The following is a 21,706-nucleotide window of genomic DNA, read 5'->3' on the forward strand; positions in this document are numbered from 1 at the left end:
GTTACGAGGACCCGGGAAGAACCTGCACTGGTTTTTCCCGGGCCTGTTATATTGGGGTGTGTTATGAAATTTAAGGGTGAGTTAAAAACAGAATTTGATGATTTCGCACGGGCAATCTCGGATGTACTGGAAACCGATGTCATCATCACAGATGCGGACATGAATGTGATCGGCAGTGCGTTTCAGTATTTCTCCTTATATCAGGATATTAAGATCGGCTCCCTGATCGCGGAGGTCTTTTATGACAACCGGGATGTGCTGCTGGAGCACAAGCGGGAAAAGGAAAGCTGCAGGCAGTGTCCGGAATACCATAACTGTAAGATGGAGTCGTTCGTGGGTGTGCCGATCCGGCGGGATCTTAGAACCGTCGGGGTAATTGCCCTAATCTTGCCGAAGGACCGTGGTAAGGCCCTGTTTAAAAAAATCGGGTCCACAGTCACCTTTATGCACAGCATGGCAGAGCTGATCGCATCGAAGATCATGGACAGCCAGTACTCCAGGATCATAGAAGCCAAGAATGATGAGCTGAAGGGGATTCTGGATGCACATGATGCAGCACTGGCCTATACGGATTTTTATGGGAGTATTCTGTTTGTCAATGAGGCATTCCGGAAGCTGTTCCGTATTACAGAGCCGGTCCTTGGAACGCGGATCCAGGAGCTGTTTCCGTATAAAGCCTTTCAGGAGACCTTTCAGAAGGCAGACCGGAAGCCACGGATGGTGAAGGCAACCATGGAGCAGAGTCAGTTTTTCGGTATCATCAATATTAAACCGATCTACGAGCACCGGCATGGGACCTCGATGCTCTTTACGTTCCGCAGATACAGTGAGATCCAGAAGGAATCCGTGCAGTTTACGAATGGCAGCTACATTACGTTTGATTTTCTGGGGGATATCTGTGATACGGAGCTCATTTACCGGGGGCGTGATTATGCCAGGGAAAATAAAAACATCATACTGGTCAATACGGATGACGGGGAGATCAACGAGCTGCTGGCCAAGGCAATCCATAACGAATCCAGCCGGAAGCTAAAAGATATCCTGATCATGCACAGCTCCAGCATTTACCGGGATTATCTGTGTGAGTACCTGTTTGGGGAGGATGGCCTGTTGAAGAATATCCATGACGGGACGATCATCATTCATTATCCGGAGCGCATGCAGATCTATTATCAGGAGCGTCTTGCAGAGGTGATCGAGGGCAGAAAAAAACAGCGGGAGTCAGAGCCGGTGCGGATCATTTTCTGCACGGACCAGAATCTGGAGGAGCGCTGCCAGGCCGGTTTGTTCAGCTGGGGACTGTATGATGCCATGAAGGACCAGACCTTGCGGACGGGGCGGACGATCCATACCGATTCCGCACTGTTTTGCCGCTATGCGGAAAACATGATCGATTATTACTGCCGTATTTACAAAAAAACGAAAATGGAGCTGAATATCACTGCGGCAGATTATAAGCAACTTATGAAGCTGGAGATCAACGAGCTGAACATTCAGCTGGAAATGGCCGTGCGGAATAACGGATATGTTGCTGCGAAAACGGAGCTGCAGGGAATGAGCTCGCGGGAATACGAGCTGAAAACCATACGGGAGCTTCTGGAGGCAGGAAAGACCCAGCGGGAGATCTGCGCAAGGCTTTCCATTTCCCGCAGTACCTTAAACAGGCGGATCGCAGAGCTGAGAAAATAGTGGGGCTGTTTCGCGGTTGCCGGGTACGCATGTAAGAATAGGAATCTTGCGCATGCGTAAAGCGGAACGAAATTTGGCTTAATGATTGCCTTTTCAGTAACAGGATGGTATGATGGGGGCATATCGAATGAGGACAGCGGGTGCCGGAATCTGCATGAGAGCAGAGAATGGGTAAAAGGGAAGCAGGTGAAAAGCCTGCGCGATCTCGTCACTGTAAGTAAGGAGCATAAGATTGGTATTGTGCCACTGGTTTTTCTGGAAGACCGGGAAGGTGATCGTATGTGTGGAGATACAAGTCAGGAAACCTGCCGGCTGTTGGTACAGGAACAGATGTTGCAGGTGCAGTCTGTCTGGCACCTATATGCCGGACAGCAGCGCAGGAGGCAGCGGATTCCAGACCACGAGGGCTTGGTCGTGCCGTGTTTTTAGGTATTTTCTGCGTTTTGCGGGAATGAGAACGGTCAGGGCCATAGTCTGTGGCACAAGTTCCTGGTACTTCCAAGATCGGTAATGTCAGGAAATCAAGGAGGATACCAAAAATGAAAAAAAGAACACTGACAGCGTTATTTGCAGTTACTGCGCTTTCTGCTGCGATGATGGCAGGCTGTGCAGGAAAGGCAGAGAAGACCGAGGCAACCACAGCGGCAGAGGCTTCCAGCGAGGCTGAGACTGAGGCAGAGACTACAGCAGAGGAAACAACTGCAGAGGCTGAGGCAGAAGACGAAGAAAATTATGACACCGGAGATGCATCTATGGACAACACAAGAAATCAGGACGAGATCGGCGATAAGGAGCTGATGGTTGTCAGCTTTGGAACCAGCTTTAACGACAGCCGCCGTCTGACCATTGGCGCAATTGAGAACGCAATGGAGGAGGCATTCCCGGATTATTCCGTAAGAAGAGGCTTTACCAGCCAGATCATCATTGACCATGTAAAGTCTAGAGATAACGTAACGATCGATAACGTAGGTGAAGCACTCAAGCGTGCGGTTGACAATAACGTAAAGACCCTGGTTGTCCAGCCGACTCATCTGATGAATGGCCTGGAGTACAACGATCTGGTTGATGAGATCGCACAGAATTCTGACGCGTTTGAGCAGGTAGCAGTAGGCGAGCCGCTTCTGACCAGTGATGATGATTTTAAGGCAGTCATCAAGGCAATCACAGACGCAACCGCAGAGTACGATGACGGTGAGACCGCAATCTGCTTTATGGGCCACGGCACTGAGGCAGATTCCAATGGTGTTTACGCAAAGATGCAGCAGATGCTGGCAGATGAAGGCTTTGAGCATTACTATGTAGGTACCGTTGAGGCTGAGCCGAGTCTGGATGATGTCATCGCAAAGGTAAAAGAGGGCGAGTACAAGAAGGTTGTTCTTGAGCCGCTTATGATCGTAGCCGGTGACCATGCAAACAACGATATGGCAGGCGACGAGGATGGTTCCTGGAAGACCGAGTTTGAGAAAGAGGGTTATGAAGTGACCTGCATTCTGCGCGGTTTAGGCGAGTTAGAGCCGATCCAGAAGCTGTTTACCGAGCATGCACAGGCTGCAATCGATACCTTAAAATAAAATCGCTTTGCAGCAGTGTTTGGAAATCGCCAAAAAGCTGCAGGCAAGAGGCATTGAATGTAAAATTCGAGCAGAAGATAGAAAAAACGGGTGGCAGGATGGAGTTCCGGCCACCCGTTTTTGCTGCATTGCATAGCGGGAAGGCGCCAGCGGCGCCTCCGTTGATTGGTTTATAGAGAATAAGGAGCATTGTTATGAAGAAAAAAATCTATGGCGTTATGGCGGCTGTTTGCCTGAGTGGTATGCTGGCAGCAGGCTGCGGCGGAAAAAAACAGGCAGAGACATTGCCGGCACAGGGTGGAGCGCCGGTTGTTACAGGCGAGACCGCGGATGGTGCACAGGAGAAAACTGTAGATCAGAAGGCAGACCAGAGCGAAGGTCAGGACGAATCGTCTGCGGACAGCGCAGTCGCAGCAGCGGAGGAGACGGTCGCGGAGAAACAGGTAGGGACAAAGGGCATGGTTCCGGTCCCGGCTTCGGAATTAAAGGATGGCGTGTATCCGGTAAATGTGGATTCCAGCTCTTCCATGTTTCAGATCGAGGAATGTGAACTTACCGTAAAGAATGGCGAGATGACAGCGGATATGAAGATGGGCGGCACCGGCTATTTAAAGCTTTATATAGGAACTGGCGCTGAGGCAGTCAATGCCTCTGAGGAGGACATGATCCCGTACGAAGAGGCGTCCGATGGAAGCCATCATTTTACGGTGCCGGTAGAGGCGCTGGATCAGGAAATCGACTGCAGTGCGTTCAGCAAAAAGAAAGAAAAATGGTATGACCGGGTACTGGTATTTCGTGCCGATTCCCTGCCGGACGATGCCTATCTGGAAAGTAGGCAGGTGACTGCAGAGAGTCTGGGACTTGCAGACGGCAGTTATACCGTGGAGGTGTCCATGGAAGGCGGCTCCGGAAAGGTAACGGTGGAGTCTCCGGCAAAGCTGGAAATCAAGGATGGAGAGGCAGTTGCAACGGTACGCTGGAGCAGTCCGAACTATGATTACATGAAGATTGGGGAAGAAAAATTCCTGCCGGTAAACCAGGGCGGAAATTCTGCATTTGAGATTCCGGTTGCCGTGTTTGACCGGAAAATTGCTGTGGCAGCGGATACTACCGCGATGAGCACGCCGCATGAGATTGAATATACCCTGTTGTTTGATTCGGCATCCATTACTGAGGCGAAATAAAGGGATGGTCGTAAGGCGTATGATGAAAAACAGGGAAGAATTAAAACGGATGCGGAAGCTTCTGGCGGTTGGAGTGCTGATGGTTTGTCTGGCAGGAATGTCGGGATGCGCCGGGGCAGCAGGCGGCGGTGTATCGGCATCAGGCTCTGAATCGGATTCTGCGTCAGGTGTCGTGACATCTGAGCCGGCGAGTGCAAGTGCGGAAGTTTCAGGCACAGAGTTTTCAGGATTGGAAAATAGTGGGGAGTCAGCGTCTGATGCAGCATCAAAAACGGCGGCACCGGTTTGGAGTGAAATGCAGCCGGAAGGCAGCATGAAGCTTTTGTATGCCACGCAGTTTACCGTGGATGTTTACGAGGGCGGTTATGAATTGATCCAGATCCAGGATGATGGGAAGTATCTGGTCGTACCGGAAACCATGCCGGTGCCGGAAGGAGTACCGGATTCCATTACTGTTTTGCAGAAACCGTTAGACCATGTGTATCTGGCAGCAACTTCCGCGATGGATCTGATCGCGGCGATCGGACGCACGGACCGGATCACGTTGTCCGGCACCAAAGAATCTGGGTGGTATGTGGAAGCGGCAAAAGAGGCAATGAAAGCCGGAACCCTCACCTATGCAGGAAAATACAGTGCCCCGGATTACGAAAAGATTCTGGCAGATGGCTGCGACCTGGCGGTGGAATCGACCATGATCTACCATACGCCGGATGTGAAAGAACAGCTTTCGCAGTTGAAAATCCCGGTACTGGTAGAACGCTCCAGCTATGAGGAGCACCCACTTGGAAGAATGGAATGGATCCGGCTGTACGGTGTGCTGTTTGACGAGGAGGAAAAGGCAGAGCAGCTTTTCAAGAAAAATATGGAAGCCTTAGACGGTGTGCTGTCCGAACAGCCGGCCGGAAAGACTGCGGCATTTTTCTACATCACATCGAATGGTGCAGTGAATGTAAGAAAACCGGGAGATTATGTGGCAAAGATGATCGGGCTTGCGGGCGGAAGCTATGTGCCGCAGACCGCATCGGAAGAGGAAAATGCACTTTCCACGATGAATATGCAGATGGAAACCTTTTATGCGGAAGCAAAGGATGCAGATATCCTGATCTACAACAGTACCATAGACGGGGAACTGGAAACGCTCGATCAGCTTCTGGCGAAGAGTCCGCTTCTGGCAGATTTTAAGGCCGTTAAAGAAGGCAATGTCTGGTGTACCGGAAAAAATATGTTCCAGGAGACGATGGGACTTGGCAATATGATCCTGGATCTGCACACCGTGTTTGCAGAGGAAGAGCCTGCGGATGGAGAACTGCATTATCTGCACCGGCTGCAGTAATGCAGATTTTGCAGTTTGGAAAGAATGAGAGGAAAAACGTTATGAAGAATCGGATCATGCGCTGTCAACTTGGATTTTTGCTGCTTGGATTTTTGCTGGCGGTTCTTGCGGCGGCAAGCTTTCGTGTGGGAAGTGTTTCCCTGTCTCTCCAGGACATACAGGCAATTTTGTCCGGAACAGACCGGGAGAGTACAGCATACCATATCCTGTGGGACATCCGTTTGCCAAGACTTCTTGCGGCGGCATTGCTTGGCGGGGCACTTTCCGTGTCTGGTTTTCTGCTCCAGACGTTTTTCGCAAATCCCATTGCCGGACCGTTTGTTCTTGGCATTTCTTCCGGGGCCAAGCTTGTGGTGGCGCTGGTCATGATCCTGTTTCTGGGAAAAGGACTTTTTATGGGCTCAGCAACCATGATCGTGGCGGCCTTTGCTGGTTCCATGCTTTCCATGGGCTTTGTGCTGGTAATCGCAAAACGGATCCGGCAGATGTCGGTGTTAGTGGTATGCGGTGTCATGATCAGCTATATCTGCTCGGCGGTTACGGACTTTGTGGTGACCTTTGCAGACGACGCGAATATCGTGAACCTGCACAACTGGTCTATGGGCAGCTTTTCCGGAACGACCTGGGATCAGGTGAGGGTCATCACGGTGGTGGTCCTTCCGGTGTTTGTGCTTGCTTTTTGTATGGCGAAGCCCATCAGTGCCTATCAGCTCGGCGAAGAATATGCCAGAAGCCTTGGCGTAAATGTAAAGCGTTTCCGTGCGGAACTGATTTTATTATCCAGTGTGTTGTCCGCCTGCGTGACGGCCTTTGCCGGTCCGGTATCTTTTGTGGGAATCGCAGTGCCGCAGCTCGTGAAACGGCTGTTTGGGACGGCGAAGCCGATCGTTGTGATCCCCGGCTGCTTCCTAGGCGGTGCGGTGTTCTGCCTGTTCAGTGACCTGATCGCGCGGACGCTGTTTGCGCCGACGGAACTTTCCATCAGCTCGGTAACGGCAGTATTTGGGGCGCCGGTGGTGATCTGGATTATGATTCGCAGAAAGGGAGTGCAGAAGTGATGGAACAGGAAGAAGCATATCTGAGGACGGATGATCTTGCGGCGGGGTATGATGGAAAAGTCTGGATCCGCGAGATCAATATTCATGTCGCACGTGGGGAAATCGTGACGCTGATCGGTCCAAACGGTGCAGGAAAATCCACGATCTTAAAAAGTATCGCAGGGCAGCTAAAGCCGGTAGATGGTGCGGTTTTCCTGGAAAAGACAGCCATGAAAGACTGGTCGGAGCAGGAAATCGCAAAGCGGATGGCCGTCATGATGACAGAGCGGACGCGGCCAGAGCTTATGACCTGTTTTGATGTGGCGTCCATGGGGCGTTATCCGCATACGGGGCGTTTTGGAACGTTGTCAGATGAAGATAAACAGGTAGTATGGGAAGCGCTCGACATGGTACACGCAAAGGATCTTGCAGACCGGGATTTTTCCCGGATCAGCGATGGACAAAGGCAGCGAATCCTGCTGGCTCGCGCCATTTGCCAGCAGCCGCAGGTGATTCTTTTGGATGAACCCACTGCATTTCTGGATATCCGTCACAAGATGGAGCTGCTCACCATTTTAAAAACACTGGTGCGGGAGCGAAAGGTGGCAGTGCTGATGTCCATGCATGAGCTGGATCTGGCGCAGAAGGTATCGGACTATGTTGTCTGTGTCGGCGAAAACCAGATCTGGAAATGCGGAACGCCGGAAGAAATCTTTACAGAAACCTGCATGGAAAAATTGTTTGGGGTCCCGCAGGAAAGCTACTGCGCTGAGTATGGTTCGGTGGAGCTGCCTCCGGTGAAGGGCAAGCCGGAAGTATTTGTGATCGGTGGAAACGGGAGCGGAATTCCGGTCTACCGGAGGCTGCAAAGACAGGGGATTCCATTTGCAGCAGGAATTCTGCATGAAAATGACCTGGATTATCCGGTGGCGAAGGCTCTGGCGGTTCAGGTGATTTCGGAGCGGCCATACGAAGCAATTCAGCAGGAAACTTATGAGGCGGCGTTTGGGGTACTGAAGGACTGCAGGAGCGTGATCTGCTGTGCAAAGGCGTTCGGAACGATCAACCGGAAAAACGAAGAGTTGGCCCGGTTTGCGCAGGAGACGGGAAAAATGTAAGCCCGTTCAAAACGATTCGAAAAATTCCTGCCTTTGTGCAGCAACAGAGAATCTTCTTTTTGTGAAAAAAGGGTAGACAGAAACACTTTAGTATGCTACCATGATAACGTGTTCGCGGTACGTGTACAATATCCGCTTCGGAAAGTGGAGTGAACCGCAGCGGAAAATCCCTGTTACTGTCTGGCAGCAGGCAGCAGCAAAACCCGCAAAATGAGGAGGAAATATTATGAGAAAGAGAATGTTAAGCGCAGCAATGGCAGGTATGATGGCAGTATCCATGACCGCATGCGGAGGCAGCAAACCGGCAGAGACCACTGCAGCAGCAACCGAGGCAGCAACTTCCGCTGAGGAGACCAAGGCAGAAGAGACTACTGCAGAGGCAGCAGACGAGGCTGGTACAGAGGGCGGCACCTTTACCGTTGGCTTCGATCAGGATTTCCCGCCGATGGGTTTTGTAGGAGATGACGGCCAATATACTGGATTTGATCTGGAACTGGCACAGGAAGTGGCAGACAGACTGGGCCTTGAGTTTGTTCCGCAGCCGATCGCATGGGACGCAAAGGATATGGAGTTAAGCTCCGGCACCATCGACTGCATCTGGAACGGCTTCACCATGAATGGACGTGAAGATGATTACACCTGGAGTACCCCATATATGGACAATAGTCAGGTATTCGTTGTAGCAGCAGATTCCGGCATCAGCACTCTGGCTGATCTGGCAGGCAAGGTTGTTGAGGTTCAGACCGATTCTTCCGCTGAGGCTGCATTAAAGGACAACGCAGAGTTAAGTGCTACCTTTGGTACTCTTCAGACAACCCCGGATTACAACACTGCATTCATGGATCTGGAGATGGGCGCTGTTGATGCCATCGCTATGGACGTGATCGTAGCTGGTTACCAGATCGAGCAGAGAGGTGAGTCTGACAAGTACACCATCCTGGATGAGACCCTTTCTTCCGAGGAGTATGGCATTGGCTTTAAGAAGGGTAACGAAGAGTTAAGAGATAAAGTTCAGGGCGCACTGGACGAGATGGCAGCAGACGGCACCATGGCAGAGATTTCTGAGAAATGGTTTGGCCGTGACGTAACCACCATCGGAAAATAAAAAAGAATGATATGTGACGGCAGAAGAACGAAGCCGTCCCGAATGAATCAGAAGACGAAGGAGTAGAAGTTATGCAGGTTAACACAATGGTATCACAGTTAGCAGGAGGAATGCTGGTCAGCACGGAAATTTTCGTCGTGACGCTGCTTTTTTCCCTGCCCCTTGGTCTTCTGATCGCATTCGGAAGAATGTCGAAGAATAAGATCCTTCAGGGAATCGTAAAGACCTACATCTCTATCATGCGCGGCACCCCGCTGATGCTGCAGCTGATGGTCGTTTATTTTGGACCTTATTATCTGTTCGGCATTAAGATCAAGAGTAACAATTACCGTTTAATTGCAGCGATGATCGGATTTGTCATCAACTATGCAGCATATTTCGCGGAGATCTACCGCAGCGGCATCCAGTCTATGCCGGCAGGCCAGTACGAGGCTGCAAAGCTTTTAGGCTACAGCCGCAGCCAGACTTTTTTCCGTATCATCCTGCCGCAGGTGATCAAACGGATCTTACCGTCCGTGACCAACGAGGTCATTACCCTGGTCAAGGATACATCTCTGGCATTTACCATCAGCGTTCTGGAGATGTTTGCTATTGCGAAAGCACTGGCATCTTCCCAGACCAGCATGATCCCGTTTGTGGCAGCCGGTGTATTCTATTATGTCTTTAACCTGATCGTGGCAGTAGCCATGGAATGGATTGAGAAGAAACTTTCCTACTATCAATAAATTTGGAGGATATCATGAACTTACTGGAAATGAATCATGTAAAAAAATCATTTGGAGACCTTGGGGTCATTCAGGATATTTCTCTGCATGTAGGAGAGGGCGAGATCGTATCCATCATCGGGCCGTCTGGTTCGGGTAAATCCACGCTGCTGCGCTGTGCGACCATGTTAGAGACCATGGACAGTGGTGAGCTGATCTACTTAGGGGAAAAGGCAGCCTGGAACGATGCAGCGGGAAATGCAGTTTATGCATCGAAACAGGAATTGAAGAAGATCCAGCAGAATTACGGACTGGTATTCCAGAATTTTAACCTGTTTCCGCATTATTCGGTACTCCGCAATGTGATGGATGCGCCAATAGCCGTTCAGAAGCGGGAGAAAGAAGAGGTACGCAAAGGAGCTATGGAGCTTCTGGAGAAAATGGGACTGGCCGACAAGGCGGACGCGTATCCGTGCCAGTTATCCGGCGGACAGTGCCAGCGTGTGGCGATCGCCCGTGCCCTGGCATTGAATCCGAAGATCCTGTTCTTCGACGAGCCGACCTCCGCACTGGATCCGGAGCTGACTGGAGAGGTGTTAAAGGTTATTAAGTCGCTGGCAGACCTGCACATTGCCATGGTGATCGTAACCCATGAGATGGCCTTCGCGAGAGATATCTCCGACCGCGTGATCTTCGTGGCAGACGGAGTTATCGTCGAGGAGGGAACTCCGGCGCAGGTATTCGCATCCGAGAATGAGCGCACCAAGAACTTTTTGGGGCGCTATGGGGCGATGCTTAAGTAACAATATCGCACAGTAAATCCCTGCAGCCATTACTGAAATGGCAGATAGTTAGCCTATCTCTGCCATTTCAGTAGTGGTTGCAGGTTTTTCGTATGTAGCGGGGGCTTTCGGACCTATTGATATTTACGGTGTGATGTTGGTATAATAATTAGTAGTGATAAAATTTGTCAGGAGATAATGAGTATGCTGTATACATATCCACATTACTATAAAAAGTTTCGATGCATCGCGTCGGCATGTGAGGATACCTGCTGTGCAGGCTGGGCGATTACGATCGATCCGAAATCGTTGAAGAAGTACCGTCAGGCTGAGGGCGGGATGAAGACACGCCTGCAGGAGTCGGTGGACTGGAAGCAGAAGTGCTTTAAGCAGCGGGATCACCGGTGTGCGTTCCTGAATGAGGAGAATCTTTGCGACCTTTATATGGGAATGGGACCGGACAGTTTGTGCTGGACCTGTAAGACTTACCCCCGTCATATCGAGGTGTTTGACGGTGTGCGAGAGGTGTCACTGTGCTTGTCGTGCATTGAGGCGGCGCGGATCATTCTGGGAACGAAGGAGCCGGTGCGCTTCCTTTCCAGCGAGAATGACAAAGAGGAAAGCTGTGAGGATGAGGATTTTGACTTTTTCCTGTATACCAAGCTCGGTGAAGTGCGTGATGTGATCTTTGAGATTCTGGAAAACCGGAATTTATCTAGTGAGCTGCGCATGGCGATGTGCCTGGCACTGGCTCATGATTTGCAGCGCAGAGTGCGGGATGAGAAGCTTTATGAGGTGGACGGACTGCTGGAGCGGTACCGCGTGGGAAGCATGTGCCGTGCAGTGCAGGCGGAAGAACATGCGCAGGAAGTGAAGAACACGGAGAAAGCTGGGAACGCTGAAAAAGATGCAGCAGACATTGGAGAGACGGCACCAAGTGGTGCAGGGGCTGTGGTGGATCGTTTCTGCCGCCGCCTGGCATCAGCCGGACTTGGGCAGTACAGCCGCTTTGAAACTGCAAGTGAACTTTTTGCGGTGTTTGAGAAGATGGAGCCGCTGGATGCTGCATGGCCGGAGCGCAGAGATGGTATGGATGAGATTCTTTACGGAGCCGGATGGGAAACGTATGAGGCGAACCGTCGGGCGTTTCTGGATGCAAATGGTACACGCATGGAGCTTCTTAGGGAGCAGATCATGGTATACTTTGTGTTCGGCTACTTCTGCGGGGCAGTTTATAACGATAATCCATATGGAAAAATGAAACTGGCTGTGGCAGCAACGGTTCTGGTGGAGGAAATGCTCATGGCAGAGTGGCTGCAGGAGAAAACACAGGGAACGCTGCAGGGAGCCTCGGGGAGCCAGGAAGATGCTTTGGCAGCTGGAGATACTGAGAGAGATACTGTGGCAGTGGTTCAGAACAAAATCCGGGGCAAGGTGCCGGGGTATGCATTGCCGGAGGCGCAGATCGTGGATTTGGTGCATTGCTTCTCGAGAGAGGTAGAGCATTCCGATGAAAACCGCGGGTTGCTGGAGGATGAGCTGGTGAAGCGGGAAGAGTTTTGTCTGCGGGCGTTGCTGGCGGCTTCTGTGGAGTGGAAATAGAGAAGCGGGATATCCTCAAAACACACCCTGGAACAGATGATTTTGTGGAAAAGCAGTTCCGCAGCTGGGAAAACCGCGGAAAAATGTTACTGTATACGGGTAGGAATTTTCTGAACTGAAAATTCCGTACAATACAGTTGTGGCAGCAGATTTTGCCGATTTGGAATGCGAAGCATCGGCAAAATTCCGTTGCTGGGCACGCATGCGTGAACAGTAATGGGAAAAACCTGAAAAATCCCGCAAAATCCAGTGAAATAGCGCTTGCAAAATACGGAAATTCCTGTAAAATAGAGATGATGCAAAAGACGAGGGACATGATTATGCCCCTCTTTTTTATGAAAGGTGTTAGAAAAGAATGATTAGTGCAAATGGTGTTACCCTGCGCGTGGGCAAGAAAGCATTATTTGAAGATGTAAATATCAAATTTACCGAAGGAAACTGCTACGGACTGATCGGTGCGAACGGTGCCGGAAAGTCTACCTTCTTAAAAATCTTATCCGGACAGTTAGAGCCGACCAATGGTGATGTTGTCATCACCCAGGGTCAGCGTCTTTCTTTCCTGCAGCAGGACCACTTTAAATACGACGAGTACACCGTACTGGATACCGTTATCATGGGAAACAAGCGCCTGTACGATGTTATGAAAGAGAAAGATGCCATCTACATGAAGCCGGATTTCTCCGATGAGGACGGAATCAAGGCAGCAGAGTTAGAGGGTGAGTTCGCAGAGATGAACGGCTGGGAGGCTGAGTCTGACGCAGCGAACCTGTTAAATGGTCTGGGCGTTGATACCGAGTATCATTACAGCCTGATGAAAGACTTAACCGGTGCATTAAAGGTCAAGGTCCTGCTGGCACAGGCACTGTTCGGAAACCCGGACATCCTGCTTCTCGACGAGCCGACCAACCATCTGGATCTGGATGCGATCGCATGGCTGGAGGAGTTCTTAATTAACTTCGAGAACACCGTCATCGTGGTATCCCATGACCGTTACTTCTTAAATAAGGTCTGCACCAACATCGCAGATATCGACTACGGTAAGATCCAGCTTTACGCTGGTAACTATGACTTCTGGTACGAGTCCAGCCAGTTGATGGTAAAACAGATGAAGGAAGCAAACCGTAAGAAAGAGGAGAAGATCAAAGAGCTGCAGGAGTTCATCCAGCGATTCTCCGCAAACGCTTCCAAGTCCAAGCAGGCAACTTCCAGAAAGCGTGCCTTAGAGAAGATCGAGTTAGACGACATCCGTCCGTCCAGCCGTAAGTATCCGTACATCGACTTCCGCCCGTTCCGCGAGATCGGAAATGAGGTCCTGACTGTTGAGAACTTATCCAAGACCATCGACGGCGAGAAGATCTTAGATGGCATCAGCTTCACCCTGACCCGCGACAACAAGGTTGCACTGGTTGGACCGAATGAGCGTGCAAAGACCGTTCTGTTCCAGATCCTGGCAGGCGAGATGGAGCCGGACGAGGGTTCCTACAAGTGGGGGCTTACCACAACCCAGTCTTATTTCCCGAAGGACAATACTGCAGAGTTCGACAGCGACGATACTATCGTAGACTGGCTGACCCAGTACTCTCCGGAGAAGGATGTAACCTATGTACGTGGTTTCCTTGGCCGTATGCTGTTTGCCGGCGAGGATGGCGTGAAGAAAGTTCGCGTTTTATCCGGTGGTGAGAAAGTCCGCTGCATGCTTTCCAAGCTGATGATCTCTGGAGCAAACGTGCTGATGTTAGACGAGCCGACTGACCATCTGGATATGGAGTCCATCACTGCACTGAACAACGGACTGATCAAGTTCCCGGGCGTGCTGATCTTCTCCTCCCGTGACCACCAGATCGTGCAGACCACCGCAAACCGTATTATGGAGATCGTAAACGGTAAGCTGATCGATAAGATCACCACCTACGACGAGTACCTTGAGAGCGACGAGATGGCAAGAAAGCGTTTCGTATTTGCTGTGGATGAGAAGGAAGACGAGGATTAACTTCCTGGCAATTTGCCGCGGCTTTTTGCGTGAACGGCAAAGACAAACCTGAAAATAGAGAGGGCAGTCCCATGACCGAACCCCGCGGGGATCGACGGGGCTGTCCTTTTTGCACATGTGGAGTGAATTATGAGCTTAATTACAATTGAACATTTGACAAAATCTTATACCGAGCGCCTGCTGTTTGATGATACCGCATTCAGCATCAACGAAGGCGAGAAGGTTGGCCTGATCGGCATCAACGGAACCGGAAAATCCACGCTGTTAAAGATCGTGGCAGGTCTGGAGGAGCCGGATGACGGCTCTGTGGTGCGTCGGCGCAACTTATATATCCGCTACCTTCCGCAGATCCCGGTCTTCACCGCAGGGGATACGGTTCTGGATGCGATCGTGCGGGACAATGCGTCAGAGCCACATTTTTCCTCGCGCGAGGAGATCGAGGCCAGCGCGAAGAATATTCTGACGCGGCTTGGCATCTATGACTTTGACGAGAAGGTGGAGCATTTGTCCGGTGGTCAGAGAAAGCGTGTGGCGCTGACCAGTGTGCTGCTCTCCACAGCCGATCTTCTGATCCTGGACGAGCCGACGAACCATCTGGATAGTGAGATGGCAGACTGGCTTGAGGACTACTTAAAGAAATTCCGCGGTGCGCTTCTTATGATCACGCATGACCGGTATTTTCTGGACAGCGTAACGAACCGGATCGTGGAGCTGGATAAAGGAAAGCTTTACAGCTATCAGACCAACTATGAGGGATTTGTAAAGCTGAAAGCAGAGCGCATCGACATTGCAGTGGCATCGGAGCGCAAGCGTCAGTCCATTTTAAAAACCGAGCTTGCCTGGATGCAGCGCGGTGCCCGTGCACGTTCCACCAAGCAGAAGGCCCACATCCAGCGCTATGAAGCCCTTCGTGACATGGATGCGCCGGAGTTTGACAAAGAGGTGGAGATGGAATCTATTTCCAGCCGTCTGGGACGTACAACGGTCGAGGTGAAGGATCTGTGCAAGTCTTACGGCAATAAGGTGCTGCTAAAAGATTTCACCTACATTTTCTTAAAGAATGACCGTGTGGGGATCATCGGACCGAACGGAAGCGGAAAGTCCACGCTCATGAAGATGATCGCCGGATGGGTGCAGCCGGATTCCGGAAGCATTGAGATCGGCCAGACCGTAAAGATCGGTTATTTTTCCCAGGAAAACGAGGCAATGGATGAAAGCTTAAAGGTCATCGATTACATCCGCAATGTGGCAGAGTACGTGCAGACGAAGGACGGAAGCATCAGCGCATCCCAGATGCTGGAGCGCTTTCTGTTTCCGGGAAGCGTGCAGTATACCACGATCAGCCGCCTTTCCGGCGGTGAAAAGCGCAGACTGTATCTCTTACGGATCCTGATGGATGCGCCAAATGTCCTGCTCCTGGATGAGCCGACCAACGACCTCGACATCCGCACGCTGACCATTCTGGAGGATTATCTGGACAGCTTCCAGGGCATCGTGATCACGGTATCGCATGACCGGTATTTCCTGGACCGTATGGTGCGCCGGATCTTCGCGTTTGAGGGAGACGGAAAGGTTGTGCAGTATGAGGGCGGCTTCACCGATTATCAGGCGGCATATCTGCTAAAACACCCGGATCTTCTGGGTGGAAGTGCTGGACGCGGGAAGAATGGTGCAGCAGGAGATAGTTATGGCCGTGGCGCTGCGGGAAGTGTTGGAGCAGCTGGTGGAAATGGCGCAGCAGGAAGTCTGGACCAGAATGCAGTGGATGCGGATGGCCTCAATGCAGCTGGTGCAGGCAAAAAATCCTCCCAGGATGGCCGCGCACACCAGAAAAAGCTGAAGTTCTCCTATAAAGAGCAGCGCGAGTGGGATACCATCGAAGATGAGATCGCCGGTCTGGAAGCAGAGATCGAGGCATTGGACGGCCAGATCGCGGAATCCGCGACTAATTATGGCAAGCTGAACCAGCTGATGGCTGAGAAGGCTGAAAAGGAAGCACTGCTGGAAGAAAAGATGGACCGCTGGATGTATTTACAGGAGCTGGCAGAAAAAATCGCCGCGCAGTCATAACATTTCAGGATTTTTATGGTATTCATGCGTAAGCTTAATTTTTTCAAGCCCTGAAACATGCAGATTCAGGAGATTTTTGTTATGGCTTCTTTACGAAAATATAAATATAAGGCATATCAGCTATGATTTTTTGCAATGTAAGTTTCGAAATCAAAGGATTGACTTTAGCAAATTAACTTGCTATAATTTCTACGATACGTTGAGAGCAATGGGGCTCCGCCGATATTGGCGGTGCCTCATTGTCTTTTTTAAGAAAAAGATAATAGCTCAAGGAGGAGAATAGTTATGTCTTATGTAGATGAGGTCTATGAGAGAGTAGTAGCACAGAACCCGGGCGAGCCGGAGTTCCATCAGGCAGTCAAAGAGGTTCTGGATTCCTTAAAACTGGTTATTGACGCAAACGAGGAGAAATACCGCAAAGCAGGTATCCTGGAGCGTTTTGTAGAGCCGGAGAGAATCGTCTCCTTCAAGGTTCCGTGGGTAGATGATAAGGGCAACGTACAGGTAAACAAGGGCTACCGCGTACAGTTCAACAGCGCGATCGGACCGTACAAGGGAGGTCTTCGTCTCCATCCGTCCGTAAACCAGAGCATCTTAAAATTCTTAGGTTTCGAGCAGACCCTGAAAAACTCCTTAACCGGACTGCCTATGGGTGGTGGTAAAGGTGGTTCCAACTTCGATCCGAAGGGCAAATCTGACCGTGAGGTTATGGCATTCTGCCAGAGCTTTATGACCGAGCTGTACCGTCACATCGGTAAAGATACCGACGTTCCGGCTGGTGATATCGGCGTAGGCGCAAGAGAGGTAGGCTATCTGTTCGGACAGTATAAGAGAATCACTGGTCTGTACGAGGGCGTTCTGACCGGTAAGGGTCTGACCTTCGGTGGTTCCCTGGCAAGAACACAGGCAACCGGCTATGGCCTGATCTACATCTTAAACGAGATGTTAAGCCACAATGGCAAAGAGCTGGCTGGAAAGACCGTTCTGGTATCCGGTTCCGGAAACGTAGCAATCTACGCTACCGAGAAAGCGCAGCAGTACGGCGCTAAGGTTGTTGCAATGAGCGACTCCAACGGCTATGTATACGATCCGGACGGCATCAAGCTGGACGTTGTAAAGGAAATCAAGGAAGTTCGCCGCGGCAGAATCAAAGAGTACGTTGATGCTGTTCCGACTGCAAAATACACCGAGGGCAAGGGCATCTGGACCATTCCGTGTGACATTGCTCTTCCGTGCGCAACCCAGAACGAGCTGAACTTAGACGATGCAAAAGCACTGATCGCAAACGGCTGCTTCGCAGTAGCTGAGGGTGCTAACATGCCGTCCACCAGAGAAGCTACCGACCTCTTCGTAGAGAAGAAGATCCTCTTCATGCCTGGTAAGGCTGCAAACGCAGGTGGCGTTGCAACCTCCGGTCTGGAGCAGAGCCAGAACAGCTTAAGACTTTCTTGGACCTTCGAGGAAGTAGATGCAAAGCTGCATGACATCATGGTAAACATCTTCGCAAAGGCAGACGATGCTGCAAAACGCTACGGTGTAGAGGGCAACTATGTTGCAGGCGCAAACATCGCAGGCTTCGAGAAGGTTGTAGATGCTATGCTGGCACAGGGTATTGTATAAGATACGACTTGGGCTGAAATAGAAAACGGATACAAAACCAAAACTCCCGCAGAACTGTGGACCTAAATTCCACAGCTCCTGCGGGAGTTTTTGGGTTTGTGGAAAATTGTGTCATTACTGTTTGTGCAATACGTGAACAATAAGGTTCCGAGACTGTATGAGGCAATCAGCATTTTGAACTGCTTTACGGAAACCGGAGCTTTTGCAGTAACTAAGGACGGAACCACCCTGATCTACCGCAATTCTATTGCGATGCCGTTAGATATTGACGATTCGGTGGCAGCGGAGCTGATCGCGGCAAACGCGATGTTTGCGATATCCGAGCAGTTTACCGATGCGCTCCTCAAAGTGACAGACGGACGCATGAGCATGGAAGAATTCCGCGGAATTTTTATGAAGTACAGAATCGCCGCTTAAACGGAGCAATACCGCTGGAAAACCTAAATGCAGTGAAGGATAACATTGCGGATGGCCGGGTTTTTATGGAAGATGGGAATCCCGGACAGGTTAAGCAAAAAGAGGCCCTTGACAATATTTTACTGCATATCACAGAGCTGCAGAACCTGAGTGATGAATATACGGCGCATAAAGGCAACCGCAAGCTATCCAGACGCAAGCTTAAGCTGGAACGGGAGATGCGGAATGCGGTGAAAAATCTGGGAGCAGAGCTGCAGCTGACAAGATGACGGTTGCCGGAAAAACACTGGGAATTGTTGATAATGGCCTGAGAGATGCCAAGACCTATGTCGGTGTGGTTATCGATAAGGTTTTGGGAGAAAGCGCTACGACAGGCTTAGCAATCGCCGGAATTGCGGTAGGAGGAGTTACCGCAGGTGTTGAAACCTATAATTTTGTGCATGCCGGGATTCAAAAGCGGAGAGGCATGAAGGCACAACGGCGCTTTCAGGAGCTGGATAAAAATGCTGAGCAGCTTCATTTACAGAAGGAACAGGAAGCGCAGGAAAAGCAGAAAGAGAAAAAAGGTCCGGATGGAGAGGCGGAACTGACAGAAGAAGAGAAAAAAGAAGCACAAAGACTAAAAGATAAAAAAGCCAGGGAAAACCTGATCAAGATCCAGTCGCGGATCGCGGACTGTAAGGCAGTCACATCCGGATGCCGGATCGTAAGTGGTCTCTGTGCAGTAGCCGCCGGTGGAAGCACACTTTTGTGTGTAGGAGTAGCAGCAACCGTATTTGGTGGAATCGGAACGGCCGTAAAGGTTGGAGGAATCGTGGCCGCAAAGTGCATGGAACGCATATCATACACGGATGCGATCGATGAATTCTTTGGAATCGAACAGCTTATGAAAGCGCAGATTGCAGAGGTTTCGGCGAGAAAGAAGCTTACTAATTGGAATAAAAAGAGAATGAAAAGCAGGCTGAGACAGGGGAGAATAGAGCAGCAAATGGGACACGTCAATGACGTGTCCCATAACAGTAATCAGTTTTCCTCCGGATAATCGAATTTCCCTTCATTTTTTTCTTCCAGTGCCTTGATGAGGTTGTAGGTCATTTCATTGTACGGGCATTCGATCCCAAGCTCTTTTCCCATGCGGACCAGGGCGCCGGAGAACATATCAATCTCGGTAGGACGGTGTGCATCCAGATCCTGCAGGGTGGAATAACGCTGGGAAGGTTTGCATTTTCCGGCTTTAAATTCTTCTTTAAGTGGGATTCCCTTCGCGTTTGCGACCAGGACAACCTCATGGCGCATCTGTCGCATAATGGCATTGACATAGGTGCTGTCTTCATAAGCCTGCATGCCGACCCCCAGGATCGCCTGCGGAAGATTGCGGGCAATGTTTAAGCCGAACTTGTCCCAGATATCGAGCAGGATGTCATCGCTTAAGTGCAGGATGACAGGGGTATCTGCGAAGATATCTGCAATGGCAGAAAGACGAGGATCCAGGCTGGCAGGCTGGCCCGGCAGACCAACATAGATTCCGTTGTAGCCCTTCGGGACCGGGAAATGAACAGAGTTACCGATCCGCTGGGAAGCAATACGGATCAGCGAATAGATCATGTGCTCCATACCAATACGCTGTCCGATGATTTCTTCACTGTCGATGCCATTTAACAGGCTGATGACCGTGGTGTGTTCATCTACGATGGCTTCGATATCCGGAAGGGAAGAACGAAGCTGGGTATATTTCAGACAGACAAAGAGAAAATCAACACCGTGTGCCTCGTCCGGTGTCTTTACATTGAGAAGATAGTGCTGGTCATTGATGTGAAGTCCGTTTTCTTCCAGACGTTTTTTGCGTTCACCGCTGGCAATGACCCAGAGGTTTTCCTTATATTTTTCAGAAAGTCCCATAACCAGATAGGAACCAACGGCACCGGCTCCGAGAATGCCGATAGTGGGGGTAGTCTGTTTCATAAATTTTGCTCCTCTCGCTCGTATGATAAGTTTATGGTGTAAGCTTCTTTCATGATATTACCGGAAGTGCCGCCTGTCAACTTTCCGATTGAAATGCTGTTACGTATCATGTATAATGAGGCGTAAATAATTTTTCATTGCTGTTTGCACATTGTGTGGGCAGTAACATGATTTTAGTCCGAAACTGTGACGGCTAGGAATAGCTTCGGATTTTTGAGGATTTGGAGGGCATGAAACTATGCATAAATTTTTGCGAAGTATCGGCTTTAGCACATATAGAAGAAAGCGGGATATCGAACGGCTGCTGGCATCGTTAGTGCCGTCCGCCAAATGGCGCCGCATCCAGCTTGATGAGGAGACGAATCTGTGTGAACTGCGGGCAGAGGTGGCACCCGGCATGGGCATCGTCATGATGGGGGAAATGAACGAAGAAGGGGCATTTCAGTGTGAGTACTATTATCCTTATCTGAATTCAGCAGATGTATCATCTGAAACAGACTGCTCCATTCAGCGCCACACTGAAAAAGAGACGTATGCCGGACTTCTGGATGAATACCGGGTGGGCATTTCCCTGATCTTTTATCTGGAAAACGGTTATGAATATCGGGAACGAAAGATCAAGCGGATGTCGCGGACGGTAGAATCGGTGAATCTGACTGGTCTGGCAGCAGAAGGCAAGGTGCTTCTTCCGCTCCATAAAACCAGAAAGCAGATCGAGATGGCAAAGGTAGCGGCCAGAGACCGCAATAACCTGTTAGAGGCAGCGAAGAAAGGCGATGAAGATGCCATGGAAACGCTGACAATCGAGGATATTGATCTGTATTCCCAGGTTTCCAGACGTGCCATGAAGGAAGATCTGTATTCTATCGTGGATTCTACTTTCATGCCAAGCGGCATCGAGTGTGACCAGTATTCCATCATCGGGGAGATTACAAAGATCGATACGAAGGAAAACCGCGTCACCGGCGAGATGGTTTACGATCTGACCATCAGCTGCAGCGATATGCTGTTCCATGTAGGTATCGCCCAGAAGGATCTGATGGGGGAGCCGAAAGTTGGTCGCCGGTTTAAAGGGCAGATCTGGATGCAGGGGACTGCAAAGTTTGCCGAAGGATCGAAAGCGGAATTATAAAGTTGCAGAGACGGGCAGGAAATTGGCATTGCTGGGAGCGCATGCGTGAACAGCAGCCAATATAAATTGGCAGAGGAATGATTGCCGGGGCTTGCTATTTTGCGGGATTTTTGTTATTCTATAGAAGTGCGTTTTACGTACGATGTTCTCATAGTTAAATGGATATAACGAGCGCCTCCTAAGGTTGCGTTACAACGGCCACCTCAAAAAAAACTAAATAAGGGATTGCAGTTCGACTTTGATCGGGCTATAATCATATATCAGACACGTCCATATAGCTCAGCTGGATAGAGCACACGCCTCCTAAGCGTGGGGTCGGAGGTTCAAATCCTCTTATGGACGCCAGTGAACAACGCCGAAAGCCTTTGTTTTCAAGGGTTTTCGGCTTTT

At 50.4% G+C, this 21,706-nt stretch carries 18 protein-coding genes, 1 tRNA gene and 1 riboswitch; of the genes, 18 read left to right on the forward strand and 1 reads right to left on the reverse strand.

The annotated features are described in order from the left end of the window. The first annotated feature begins 63 nt into the window (after positions 1-63). From DW922_RS14140 to DW922_RS14220, 16 genes are all read left to right on the forward strand, one after another. Positions 64-1,689, forward strand: coding sequence for a sigma 54-interacting transcriptional regulator (locus tag DW922_RS14140; RefSeq protein ID WP_118726916.1), 1,626 nt, complete (start codon positions 64-66; stop codon positions 1,687-1,689). A 121-nt stretch (positions 1,690-1,810) separates the two neighbouring features. Beyond that, positions 1,811-2,017, forward strand: a riboswitch (cobalamin riboswitch). A gap of 211 nt (positions 2,018-2,228) precedes the next feature. Further along, a complete protein-coding gene (locus DW922_RS14145; protein ID WP_118720889.1) occupies positions 2,229-3,260 on the forward strand; it encodes a sirohydrochlorin cobaltochelatase in 1,032 nt (343 codons plus the stop codon). Between the two features lie 194 nt (positions 3,261-3,454). Then, positions 3,455-4,444 (forward strand): hypothetical protein, encoded by a 990-nt coding sequence (locus tag DW922_RS14150; protein WP_118726917.1) that lies wholly within the window; start codon positions 3,455-3,457, stop codon positions 4,442-4,444. A 19-nt stretch (positions 4,445-4,463) separates the two neighbouring features. Next, positions 4,464-5,777: an ABC transporter substrate-binding protein gene (locus DW922_RS14155; RefSeq protein ID WP_243032252.1), complete on the forward strand. Its 1,314-nt coding sequence runs from the start codon at positions 4,464-4,466 to the stop codon at positions 5,775-5,777. Positions 5,778-5,818: 41 nt separating this feature from the next. Then, on the forward strand, positions 5,819-6,835 hold the full coding sequence (locus DW922_RS14160) for an iron ABC transporter permease (protein ID WP_118726931.1): 1,017 nt from the start codon (positions 5,819-5,821) through the stop codon (positions 6,833-6,835). Then, complete coding sequence (locus DW922_RS14165) at positions 6,835-7,932, forward strand: ABC transporter ATP-binding protein (RefSeq protein WP_118726918.1); 1,098 nt, start codon at positions 6,835-6,837, stop codon at positions 7,930-7,932. The genes DW922_RS14160 and DW922_RS14165 overlap by 1 nt, the downstream gene beginning before the upstream one ends. A 226-nt stretch (positions 7,933-8,158) precedes the next feature. Beyond that, positions 8,159-9,037, forward strand: a complete 879-nt coding sequence (locus DW922_RS14170) for an amino acid ABC transporter substrate-binding protein (protein ID WP_118720891.1) — start codon at positions 8,159-8,161, stop codon at positions 9,035-9,037. 71 nt (positions 9,038-9,108) lie between these two features. Then, entirely contained in the window at positions 9,109-9,762 is a 654-nt protein-coding gene (locus tag DW922_RS14175) for an amino acid ABC transporter permease (RefSeq protein WP_118544023.1), read from the forward strand. 14 nt (positions 9,763-9,776) lie between these two features. Beyond that, positions 9,777-10,544: an amino acid ABC transporter ATP-binding protein gene (locus tag DW922_RS14180; RefSeq protein ID WP_118707965.1), complete on the forward strand. Its 768-nt coding sequence runs from the start codon at positions 9,777-9,779 to the stop codon at positions 10,542-10,544. 183 nt (positions 10,545-10,727) lie between these two features. Next, positions 10,728-12,125 (forward strand): flagellin lysine-N-methylase, encoded by a 1,398-nt coding sequence (gene fliB / locus DW922_RS14185; RefSeq protein ID WP_118726919.1) that lies wholly within the window; start codon positions 10,728-10,730, stop codon positions 12,123-12,125. A gap of 355 nt (positions 12,126-12,480) precedes the next feature. Further along, entirely contained in the window at positions 12,481-14,115 is a 1,635-nt protein-coding gene (locus DW922_RS14195) for an ATP-binding cassette domain-containing protein (RefSeq protein ID WP_118544025.1), read from the forward strand. Positions 14,116-14,244: 129 nt separating this feature from the next. After that, positions 14,245-16,185, forward strand: coding sequence for an ABC-F family ATP-binding cassette domain-containing protein (locus DW922_RS14200; RefSeq protein ID WP_118726921.1), 1,941 nt, complete (start codon positions 14,245-14,247; stop codon positions 16,183-16,185). Positions 16,186-16,470: 285 nt separating this feature from the next. After that, complete coding sequence (gene gdhA, locus DW922_RS14205) at positions 16,471-17,805, forward strand: NADP-specific glutamate dehydrogenase (protein ID WP_118726922.1); 1,335 nt, start codon at positions 16,471-16,473, stop codon at positions 17,803-17,805. A 96-nt stretch (positions 17,806-17,901) separates the two neighbouring features. Further along, the gene (locus tag DW922_RS14210) at positions 17,902-18,222 is read left to right on the forward strand and encodes a hypothetical protein (protein WP_118726923.1); all 321 of its coding nucleotides are present in this window, start codon (positions 17,902-17,904) and stop codon (positions 18,220-18,222) included. 32 nt (positions 18,223-18,254) lie between these two features. Further along, positions 18,255-18,491: a hypothetical protein gene (locus DW922_RS14215; RefSeq protein ID WP_118726924.1), complete on the forward strand. Its 237-nt coding sequence runs from the start codon at positions 18,255-18,257 to the stop codon at positions 18,489-18,491. Beyond that, positions 18,488-19,264, forward strand: a complete 777-nt coding sequence (locus DW922_RS14220; RefSeq protein ID WP_118726925.1) for a hypothetical protein — start codon at positions 18,488-18,490, stop codon at positions 19,262-19,264. The genes DW922_RS14215 and DW922_RS14220 overlap by 4 nt, the downstream gene beginning before the upstream one ends. Here DW922_RS14220 and DW922_RS14225 read toward each other — a convergent pair. Next, positions 19,246-20,184: a ketopantoate reductase family protein gene (locus DW922_RS14225; RefSeq protein WP_118726926.1), complete on the reverse strand. Its 939-nt coding sequence runs from the start codon at positions 20,182-20,184 to the stop codon at positions 19,246-19,248. The two genes, DW922_RS14220 and DW922_RS14225, sit on opposite strands and share 19 nt — an antisense overlap. 238 nt (positions 20,185-20,422) lie before the next feature. Here DW922_RS14225 and DW922_RS14230 point away from each other — a divergent pair, with 238 nt between their 5' ends. Further along, complete coding sequence (locus DW922_RS14230; RefSeq protein ID WP_118544037.1) at positions 20,423-21,316, forward strand: DUF3881 family protein; 894 nt, start codon at positions 20,423-20,425, stop codon at positions 21,314-21,316. 268 nt (positions 21,317-21,584) lie between these two features. After that, positions 21,585-21,661 (forward strand) — tRNA-Arg (locus DW922_RS14235). Positions 21,662-21,706 lie beyond the last annotated feature (45 nt).

This window comes from Clostridium sp. AM42-4 (genome assembly GCF_003480105.1).
Lineage (GTDB): Bacteria > Bacillota > Clostridia > Lachnospirales > Lachnospiraceae > Brotaphodocola.